Origin of the sequence: Aromatoleum diolicum (assembly GCF_012910955.1) — a bacterium.
GTDB lineage: Bacteria > Pseudomonadota > Gammaproteobacteria > Burkholderiales > Rhodocyclaceae > Aromatoleum > Aromatoleum diolicum.
The window spans coordinates 1-9047 of sequence record NZ_WTVQ01000076.1 but is presented as its reverse complement, the minus strand read 5'-3'; the positions used below and the strand labels follow the sequence as shown (position 1 = coordinate 9047).

The window sequence follows — 9047 nt, the reverse complement described above, 5'->3', positions numbered from 1 at the left end:
CGGTGATCCTGACGCAGACCGCGACCCGGCGGGAGGGCGGTGGCTACATCATCCGCCGCGGCTATTACCCGCACATCGGCTTCTTCTACCGCCGCAGCATCCACGAGAAGGAACTTGAACAGGCGCCCACCGCGTACGACCGACAGTGCCGCAAGCCTCGCGCAGCCAATGCGCCCGTCGAGTTCATCTGGAGCGATGACCTGCTGCGTGACATCGCTGCCGCCCGGCAGGCCGATACCGAACGCGTTGCAACGGCATGATCGTGATGCCGCGGGCCAATCACAAGGCGGCAGGTGGGGTATGCGGGCCGGATCTGCGTAAGTACGTCCTGCCGGCGTCCGATGGCTCGGAAACTCTTTGATTGACACTCAGAGCGCGCGTAACCGCAACCCGACCACAATGAGACGAATCGACATGAAATGGATGCTGGCTGGCGCACGCGCGAAGCTTGGAGCGCTTGGCATGACGCTGAGCCTTCTGTGTGGGAGTTGCCTGGCCCTCGATAGGGCTTCCGGGCCCACTTATGCGCTGTCATCGGCAGCGCCGGGAACGGCGTGGGAGCGGGATCGGCTGGGGGCCGGTGCGGGATGCGTCGAGCACCGCGAGGCCTTCCATGCGGGCGCCACGATCGCCGAGCAGCAGCAGTCGCTCGCGCGCGAAGTGCTGGTCTATCAGGGCGTGGTGGAAGAAGCGCTGGCGATGCGCGCGCGCTCGATCCGCCTGCTGGACGAATTGCGTGACAAGGCTGGGCGGCGCGAGGCCTTGTCGGGCCGGGATTTGCAGCAGCTCAATCAGGGCGCCGCCGCGATGCTCGAACAACGTGCGGCCTTGTTCCGGGTCAGTCTGGCCCACGAGTGCTGGCTTGATGAGCCGATGCCGGCGGATGCGCAGGCGGCCGCCGTGCAGGCAACCGGAATCGCGATGTCCCTGTCGGCGGCGCTGGTGCTGTACGACAATTATCTTTCGGCGATTTCGCTGTTTCGCGCCGACCTGAAGCTGCGCCAGCACCTCAATCGTGCCGACAGCGGCTTTGCAATCAGGGAAGGCGAGCTCAACCGGATCGCGGCCTCCTTTGCGTCGCCGGAGAACCGCAGCCGTGTGCGTCGCGCTCTGGTGTGGTTTGAAACCAAGGGGGGCGCGGAGGTAGCGGTCGAGGAAGGGCGCGACGAAGCCTATCGCTATCTGGTGCAGCTCATCGAGCAGAGCCCGTCGCGGAATATCGTGCGCCAGGCCCGGCCGCTGGAGTTCTTCGGCAACATGTTCGGCCTGTTCTCGACGCTGAGCTTCGACACCCTGCACGGGCTCAGGAAGGAAGGCGTGCACGTGTCGAGTTTGTTGTTCGGAAGTGCCGTCGGCCTTGTCGAAAGTCGCCGTGGCAAGCTCGATGCGCGCCCCGAGATCCTGGCCAAGCTGACATCGACGGCGCAGGCCGGTGACATTCTTCTGGAAAAGACCCCGTTCCGGCTGACGGACGCCTTTATTCCGGGGCATTGGGGACATGTCGCGGTGTGGGTTGGCAATGAGGCCGAATTGCGTCAGTTGGGCATCTGGGAGCATCCCGCCGTGCGCCCGCATCAGGCGGCGATACGTGCCGGCCGGAGCGTCGTCGAGGCCCTGCGATCGGGCGTCGAAATGAATACGCTGGCGCATTTCCTGAATGTCGACGACCTCGCGCTGTTGCGCCAGGACGGCTCGTCCGATGCGCAACGGGCGGAAGTTGTCGTGCAGGCGCTGCGCCAGGTGGGGAAGGCCTACGATTTCAATTTCGATGTCCAGTCGACGGACCGGATCGTCTGCTCGGAACTCGTCTATCACAGCTACGTCGATCTCGACTGGCCGACCGAGCGCCACCTCGGGCGGGTGACGATCAGTCCGGACAACGTGGCGGTACGGGCCACGAAGCTTGGTCCGCTGAGCGTGGCCTTGCTCTACCACGATGGGGACGAAATTGCGTCGCAGCGGGGCGAGGCGATGGAGGGGCTGGTTCAGGCGCAGGTGATCAGGCTCGCCCGGCGCTGAGCGAGAGCGTGCTCGATCGGCCGGCTGCGCGCGGCCACCCTCGAGGCCTCAGTCGGGCGTAACGGCTTCCTCGGCGACTGCTTCCTGCGCGGCCTCGTGATCGTTCGGACGTTGCTGTTTGCGGAAGGCCTTGATCGCGGCGCGCAGGGTCGGATACGCGGAAGCCTGCAGCGGGCCGACGTCGATGCCGCGCCCTTCCAGATAGGTCGCCAGTTCGGCGGTGCGGCCGGCGAACTTGAGTTCCACGCCGCGCCGGGCGAGGGCATCGCGGATTTCCTTTAGCGTGTAGAAGCCGGTGACGTCGATGCGGCTTACCGGCAGCAGGTCGAGCACCAGCCAGCGCAACTCCTCGCCGGCAGCGTCCGCCGCCGCCAGCACCTGCTGACGGAAATAGGGCGCGTTGAAAAAGACCAGCGGGGCATTGAAGCGGAACAGCATCAGGCCCTGCACGGTCAGCGCGCGCTCGTGATGGGAGGTCGCATGCAGGCCGGGCAGGCCTTCGACCTGCCCGAGCACTTCCACGGTAGGCCGCGCCGTGAGCCGCACGAAACGCACCAGCGCGATCGCCACGGCGACGAGAATGGCCTGGATCACGCCGCTGATCACCACCCCGAATAGCACCACCAACGCCAGCCAGAACTCGTTGCGGTCGAGTTTCCACAGGGCACGCAGCGCACTCACGTCGAACAGGTAGATCCCGGTGTGCACCAACACCGCGCCCAGCGCGGCGATCGGCACGTAACGCAGCGGCGCGGTCAGGAACACCAGCGCCAGCGCGACGCCGCAGGCTGCGACGAGGCTCACCATCTGCGTGCGTCCGCCCATCGACACGCTGACCGCGGTGCGCGAACCCGCTCCGCTGACGGCGAAGCCGCCCAGCATCGACGAGGCGACATTGGCGACGCCGAGTGCGGCGAAATCCCGGTCCGAATCGATCTCGTAGCCGTTGCGCGTCGCGAAGCCGCGTGCGATGAGCATCGCGCTCGAAAAACTCACCAGCGCGATGCCCGCGGCGGCGCTGAACAGCGTATGCACCGCCGTGCCGCTGAGATGCGGTACGGCGAGCGGGGGCAGGCCGGCGGGAACTTCGCCGATCACCGCAACGCCGTAGTCGTCGAGGCCGAACAGCGCCACCAGCGTCCCCGACGCCACCAGCACCACCAGCGCCGCAGGCAGGTTCGGCAGACGGCGCCCCGTCCAGTGCATCGTTGCAAAGGCCATCAGACCCAGCGCAAAGCTCGGCAGGTGCGTCTGCGGCAGCTTGCCAGCGATTTCCAGCAGACTATCGACGATGTCGCGCGCCTGTACCGGAAAGCCGAGCAGCTTGCCCAGTTGGCCCAGCACGATCGACAGCGCGATGCCGTTGAGGAAGCCGATCAGGATCGGTTTCGACAGGAAGTCCGCCAGCGCGCCCAGGCGCATGCGGCTGGCGGCCAGGCACATCAGGCCGACGAGAAAGGTCAGCGCAATCGACCACGTGAGGTACTCCGGCGAGCCCACGGCCGCCAGCGGTGCGAGCGCGGCGGCGAGCATCGCGCAGGTGGCCGCGTCGGGCCCGACGATGAGTTGGCGCGACGAGCCGAACAGCGCATACGCGAGCATCGCCACCATCGATGCGTAAAGCCCCGACGCCGGCGGAAAGCCGGCCAGCTCCGCATACGCGACGCCGACCGGAATCGCCACCGCGGTCACCGACAGCCCGCCCGCCAGGTCGTGACGCAGGTCCGCGCGCCGGTAATGGCGCAACATCTGCAGGCCGGGGGCGATGCGGAACAACCAGTCGGGGGGTAGCGGTTTCATCGTCGAACACGCGCGGAGGGCTTGCCGACCAATATGCCCGAAATCGTGCGTGTCGAGGCGTGGCGCAATGCGCAGTGGGCGGCGATCGCCGGACAGGTGCACGCGCCGCCTTGGCACCGGGCGGCAAAATCAATAGAATCCGTTGCTTGCTGAGGAGCGCTGCGACCCGCGACGGGCTGTGACTCCCGGGGCCAGGCTCAGCAACCGAACAACGGCGCTCGCAAACCATCAGCCGGGTTTGCCGCGCCGTTTGTTTTTGCGTCGTCTGCCGGCTGTGATCGAATCGCACGACCGAGGTAGAACCATGCAAACCGACCGTTCCGAAGAACTCCGTTCCCTGCTCGCCCAGCGCATCCTGATCCTCGACGGGGCGATGGGCACGATGATCCAGCAGCACAAGCTCGGCGAGTCGGATTACCGCGGGGAACGGTTTCGCGCGCATCCGAAGGACCTGAAGGGCAACAACGACCTGCTGGTGCTGACGCGCCCGGACGTCGTCGGCGGCATCCACCGCGCCTACCTCGAGGCCGGTGCGGACCTCATCGAGACCAACACTTTCAATGCGACGCGCGTGTCGCAGGCCGATTACGGCCTGTCCGACCTTGCGTACGAGCTGAACGTGGCGGGTGCGCGGCTGGTGCGCGAGCTGTGCGACGAATACACCGCGCAGAATCCGGCGAAGCCGCGCTACTGCGCCGGCGTGCTCGGACCGACTTCGCGCACGCTGTCGATCTCGCCCGACGTCAACGATCCGGGCTTCCGCAACATCAGCTTCGACGCACTCGTCGATGACTATTACGACTCGGCGCGCGGCCTGCTCGAAGGCGGCGCCGACCTGCTGCTGATCGAGACGATCTTCGACACGCTGAACGCCAAGGCGGCGGTGTTCGCCATCGAGAAGCTGTTTGTCGAACTGGAAGGTAGCGGTGGCCACCGCGTGCCGGTGATGATTTCCGGCACGATCACCGATGCGTCGGGCCGTACCTTGTCCGGCCAGACCGCGGAGGCGTTCTGGAACTCGCTCGCGCATGCGCGGCCGATCTCCTTCGGTCTCAACTGCGCGCTCGGCGCGAAGGAGCTGCGCCAGTACGTGGACGAACTCTCCCACGTTTGCGACACGCATGTGTCGGCGCACCCGAACGCCGGCCTGCCGAATCCGCTGTCGCCGACCGGTTACGACGAGACGCCGGAACAGCTCGCGGGCGACATCCGCGAGTGGGCCGCGTCGGGCCTGGTGAACATCGTCGGCGGCTGCTGCGGCACGACGCCGGCGCATATCGCGGCAATCGCCGCGGCGGTGGCCGATCTCAAGCCGCGCGTCGTGCCGGCGCTGGAGAAGAAGCTGCGCCTGTCAGGACTGGAACCCTTCAACGTCGGGGCGGACAGCCTGTTCGTGAACGTCGGCGAGCGCACCAACGTCACCGGTTCGAAGGCTTTCGCACGCATGATCCTCGAAGGCCGTTTCGACGACGCGCTGGCGGTCGCGCGCCAGCAGGTCGAAAACGGCGCCCAGGTCATCGACATCAACATGGACGAGGCGATGCTCGACTCGCTGGCGGCGATGGAGCGTTTCCTCAAGCTCATCGCGTCCGAGCCGGACATCTCGCGCGTGCCGATCATGCTCGACTCGTCGAAGTGGAGCGTCATCGAGGCGGGCCTCAAGTGCATCCAGGGCAAGGGCGTCGTCAATTCGATCTCGATGAAGGAGGGCGAGGCCGAGTTCCTGCGCCAGGCGCGGCTGTGCCGTCAGTACGGCGCTGCGGTCATCGTCATGGCTTTCGACGAGAAGGGCCAGGCCGACACCTACCGGCGCAAGACCGAGATCTGCAAGCGCGCCTACGACCTGCTCACCGGCATCGGTTTTCCGCCCGAAGACATCATCTTCGACCCGAACATTTTCGCGATCGCGACCGGCATCGAGGAACACGACAACTACGCCGTCGATTTCATCAACGCGGTGGCGTGGATCAAGGCGAACCTGCCGTACGCGAAGATTTCCGGCGGCGTGTCGAACGTCAGCTTCAGTTTCCGCGGCAACGACGCGGTGCGCGAGGCGATTCACACGGTGTTCCTGTACCACGCGATCAAGGCCGGGCTGTCGATGGGCATCGTCAATGCCGGCCAGCTCGGCGTGTATGACGACCTCGAGCCGGTGCTGCGCGACAAGGTCGAGGACGTGGTGCTGAACCGCAACGCCGGTGCCGGCGAGGCGCTGGTCGAGGCGGCGCAGAGCGTCAAGGAAGGAAAGGCCAAGAACGCCGGGCCGGATCTCGCGTGGCGCGCGCTGGCGGTCGAGGAGCGCCTGGCGCATGCGCTGGTGAAAGGCATCACCGACTTCGTCGTTGCCGACACCGAGGAGGTGCGCGCGAAGCTCGAAGCCGCGGGCAAGCCGCCGCTGGCGGTCATCGAAGGCCCGCTGATGGCCGGCATGAACGTCGTTGGCGATCTCTTCGGTGCCGGCAAGATGTTCCTGCCGCAGGTCGTCAAATCCGCGCGCGTGATGAAGCAGGCGGTCGCGCACCTGATTCCGTATATCGAGGCCGAGAAACTCAGGACCGGCGCGACCTCCAAGGGGCGCATCGTCGTCGCCACCGTCAAGGGCGACGTGCACGACATCGGCAAGAACATCGTCGGCGTCGTACTCGGCTGCAACGGTTACGAAGTGATCGACCTCGGCGTGATGGTGCCGGCGGAGAAGATCCTCAATGCCGCGCGCGAACACGGCGCGCAGGCGATCGGCCTGTCGGGCCTCATCACGCCTTCGCTCGAGGAGATGAGCCACGTCGCCGCCGAGATGCAGCGCCAGGGTTTCGCCGACGGCGCGCCGATACCCCTGCTGATCGGCGGTGCGACGACCAGCCGAGCGCATACCGCGATCAAGATCGCGCCGCATTACACCGGCCCGGTCGTCTACGTGCCGGACGCCTCGCGCGCGGTCGGCGTCGTCACTGCCTTGTTGTCCGAAGGCGGTGCGGCGGACTTCAAGACGCAGCTCGCCGCCGACTACGACCGGATTCGCACGCAGCATGCGAACAAGAAGGGCGTGCCGCTCGTCAGCCTCATGGCCGCGCGTGCCAACGCGTTCCGCTTCGACGCGACCCCGTACGCGCCGGCGAAGCCGCACACGCTGGGCGTGCAGGCGCTCGAGGTGCCGCTCGCCGCACTGGTCGGCTACATCGACTGGGGGCCGTTCTTCCAGACTTGGGATCTGGCCGGCAGCTATCCGAAGATCCTCGACGACGCGGTGGTCGGCGAGACCGCGCGCAACGTGTTCGCGGACGGCCGTGCGATGCTCGAACGGGTCGTCGCCGAGGGCTGGTTGCAGGCGCGGGCGGTGTTCGGCCTGTTCCCGGCGAACAGCCTCGGCGACGACATCGCGTTCTACGCCGACGAGGCGCGCGCGACACCCTTGATCACCTGGCACGGCCTGCGCCAGCAGCACGAGCGCCCGGCGGGCAAACCGCACTATTGTCTGGCCGATTTCGTCGCGCCGAAGGCGTCCGGCGTGGCCGACTACTGCGGCGCCTTCGCGGTGACCGCCGGCCTCGGCATCGAGAAGAAGCTCGCCGAGTTCGAGGCCGCGCACGACGACTACCACTCGATCATGCTGAAGAGCCTCGCCGACCGCCTTGCCGAAGCCTGCGCCGAATGGCTGCACGCGCAGGTGCGCAAGGACTACTGGGGCTACGCCGCCGACGAGACGCTCGCCAACGACGCGCTGATCCGCGAGGAATACCGCGGTATTCGCCCGGCGCCCGGCTACCCGGCCTGCCCGGATCACACGTCCAAGGCGGCGCTGTTCGAGCTGCTCGACGCGCCGAAGAATGCCGGCATGGCGCTGACGGAATCGTTCGCGATGAGTCCGGCGGCATCGGTCAGCGGTTTCTACTTCGCCCACCCGCAGAGTCGTTATTTCGCGATCCAGAAAATCGGCCGCGATCAGCTCGAAGACTGGGCAAAGCGCACCGGCACGACGGTCGACGAGGCGGCGAGGTGGCTCGCGCCGCTGCTGTAAGGCGGCAGGGTGGCGTTACGCCTGCTTACCGTGACGGGTTCGCGGCTGGCGTAAGCTTGGTGCGCGAGGCCTGCCGGACGGGGTGCATTTGCCTGTCCGCAGGTCGGCGCAACTGCACGCAGTTTCCCGCAGTTTTTATCTCGCAATCCGTCGCAAGGAGAGACCCGATCATGCAAACAAGCATTCGATCCTGCCGGTCTCTAAAACCGGCTTCAATCACCCGATTCCTCGCCTGCGCGGCGCTGGTGCTCGGTGTGCAGGCAGTGTCCGTCGCCGGTGAGTCCGCCGCGCCCGTCGAGTCCCGCGAGCCGTCGACTGCGGCAGCGGTAGGCCATACCGTTGGCGGGACGATGCGCGACATCGGTACCGGTGCGCGTGACGCGGGGCGCGAGGTCGGCCACGGTGCGGCCGAAGCCGGCCGCAATATCGGTCATACCGTCCGCGATGCGGCGGTCGTCACCTGGCACGGCATCGGCGACGCCGGCCGGGCGATCGGACGCACTGCGCGCGATGGCAGCAAGGCCTTCGTGCGCGGGCTGAAGGGCGAATCGCAACGCTGATCTGCCCCTTCGTGTCGGCACGCAGTGCGACCGCTCGTCGCGCTGATCAGGATTGGCGGGTACGGACCACGGTTTTCGCGAGAGAATCGTGGTTCTTTCATTTCGGCTGCAACGCCGCCGCGAGATCGCCCGCATGAAGGATTCCGCCAGCAGTTCCTCCGTCACTATCGCTCGCGGCGACCGCGTGGCGCGCGCGCGACGTCAATCGACCGGGGAGACCTGATGGACCTCAGCCAGATCACCGAAGCGATCCAGCGCGATGCGGTGTGGGTCGTGTTCGCGAACGTGCTGTTGCAGCAACTGGGCCTGCCGGTGCCGGCGGTGCCGACGCTGCTGGTTGCGGGCAGCCTCGCGGCCTCGTCCGGGCAGGCCGGCACGATGCTCGTCGCGGCGGTCGCGGCCTCGGTGATTGCCGACTGGATCTGGTATCTGGCGGGCAGGGCCTTCGGCTATCGCGTGCTGTCTGGCCTGTGCCGGCTGTCGCTGAATCCGGATTCCTGCGTGTCGCAGACCGAAGCACGTTTCGTCCGCTGGGGCGTGTGGTCGCTGGTGGTCGCGAAGTTCATCCCGGGATTCTCCACCGTTGCGCCGCCGATCGCCGGTTCGCTGCGCATGCCACTGACGGGCTTCCTGCTGGCGGCGGGGGCGGGGGC

6 protein-coding genes and 1 riboswitch are annotated in these 9047 nt (G+C 66.9%); of the genes, 5 read left to right on the top strand and 1 reads right to left on the bottom strand.

Translation table 11 applies throughout. The annotated features are described in order from the left end of the window. On the top strand, nucleotides 1-260 hold a 260-nt coding region (locus GPA25_RS23075), incomplete at its 5' end, for a hypothetical protein (RefSeq protein ID WP_211163321.1). Between the two features lie 202 nt (nucleotides 261-462). Further along, complete coding sequence (locus GPA25_RS23070; protein WP_169262749.1) at nucleotides 463-2019, top strand: YiiX/YebB-like N1pC/P60 family cysteine hydrolase; 1557 nt, start codon at nucleotides 463-465, stop codon at nucleotides 2017-2019. A gap of 48 nt (nucleotides 2020-2067) precedes the next feature. On the opposite strand, the gene GPA25_RS23065 is transcribed toward GPA25_RS23070, so the two are convergent. Then, nucleotides 2068-3819, bottom strand: coding sequence for a SulP family inorganic anion transporter (locus GPA25_RS23065; protein WP_169262748.1), 1752 nt, complete (start codon nucleotides 3817-3819; stop codon nucleotides 2068-2070). Between the two features lie 145 nt (nucleotides 3820-3964). Continuing rightward, a riboswitch (S-adenosyl-L-homocysteine riboswitch) is annotated at nucleotides 3965-4046 on the top strand. A gap of 77 nt (nucleotides 4047-4123) precedes the next feature. On the opposite strand from GPA25_RS23065, the gene metH reads away from it, so the two are divergent. The 3 genes from metH to GPA25_RS23050 all read left to right on the top strand — a co-directional run. Further along, nucleotides 4124-7834 carry a methionine synthase gene (metH, locus tag GPA25_RS23060; protein WP_169262747.1) on the top strand — a complete coding sequence of 1237 codons (3711 nt, stop codon included), beginning with the start codon at nucleotides 4124-4126 and terminating at the stop codon, nucleotides 7832-7834. 170 nt (nucleotides 7835-8004) lie between these two features. Next, nucleotides 8005-8394 carry a hypothetical protein gene (locus tag GPA25_RS23055; protein ID WP_169262746.1) on the top strand — a complete coding sequence of 130 codons (390 nt, stop codon included), beginning with the start codon at nucleotides 8005-8007 and terminating at the stop codon, nucleotides 8392-8394. A 222-nt stretch (nucleotides 8395-8616) separates the two neighbouring features. Beyond that, nucleotides 8617-9047: DedA family protein (locus tag GPA25_RS23050; RefSeq protein WP_169262745.1), on the top strand; the 431-nt coding region annotated here is incomplete at its 3' end.